Annotated in this window: 1 protein-coding gene; it reads right to left on the bottom strand. The window is 76.1% G+C overall.

Annotated features, from left to right (window positions below):
* Positions 1-43 precede the first annotated feature (43 nt).
* The coding region (locus P409_RS39910; protein ID WP_034849971.1) for an MFS transporter at positions 44-468 on the bottom strand (425 nt) is incomplete at its 5' end.

Here is a 468-nt window from a genome sequence, read left to right as displayed (position 1 = left end):
CCCTCGCCCCCCTCCCGCGAGGGAGGGGGGACTGAAAGACTGCTCAGCCGGCCTCCCCCTTCGGCAGCGCGAACAGCAGGCCGAGCACGGCGAGGGTCGCCACGCCGCCATAGCCCGCCGCGGCCGCGAAGGCATGGGCATAGGCCGTGGCCTCGCCCAGCCCGGCCGCACGGGCGCCGTCCAGCACCGCGGCGAACAGGATCCCGGCGATTGCCACGCCGAAGGCGCCGCCGACCTGCTGCACGGTGCTGAGCATGCCCGAGGCCGAGCCGATATGGCCGTCGCGGATGCCGCCCAGCACGGTGTTCAGCAGCGGCGTCATCAGCAGCCCCTGGCCGGTGCCCAGCAGCAGCAGCGCCGGGATCAGCGCCTCCGCCTGCAGCGGCGCGGCCACCAGCGCCGTGGCGGCGGCGACGAACTCGCCCAGCGCCGCGATCGCGGCCCCGGCCATCAGCACCGCGCGGCGAT

Source organism: Inquilinus limosus MP06 (assembly GCF_000767795.1).
Classification (GTDB): Bacteria; Pseudomonadota; Alphaproteobacteria; order DSM-16000; family Inquilinaceae; genus Inquilinus; species Inquilinus limosus_E.
Note: the sequence above shows the minus strand (reverse complement) of the source record. Positions and strands in the feature narration are given on the sequence as shown.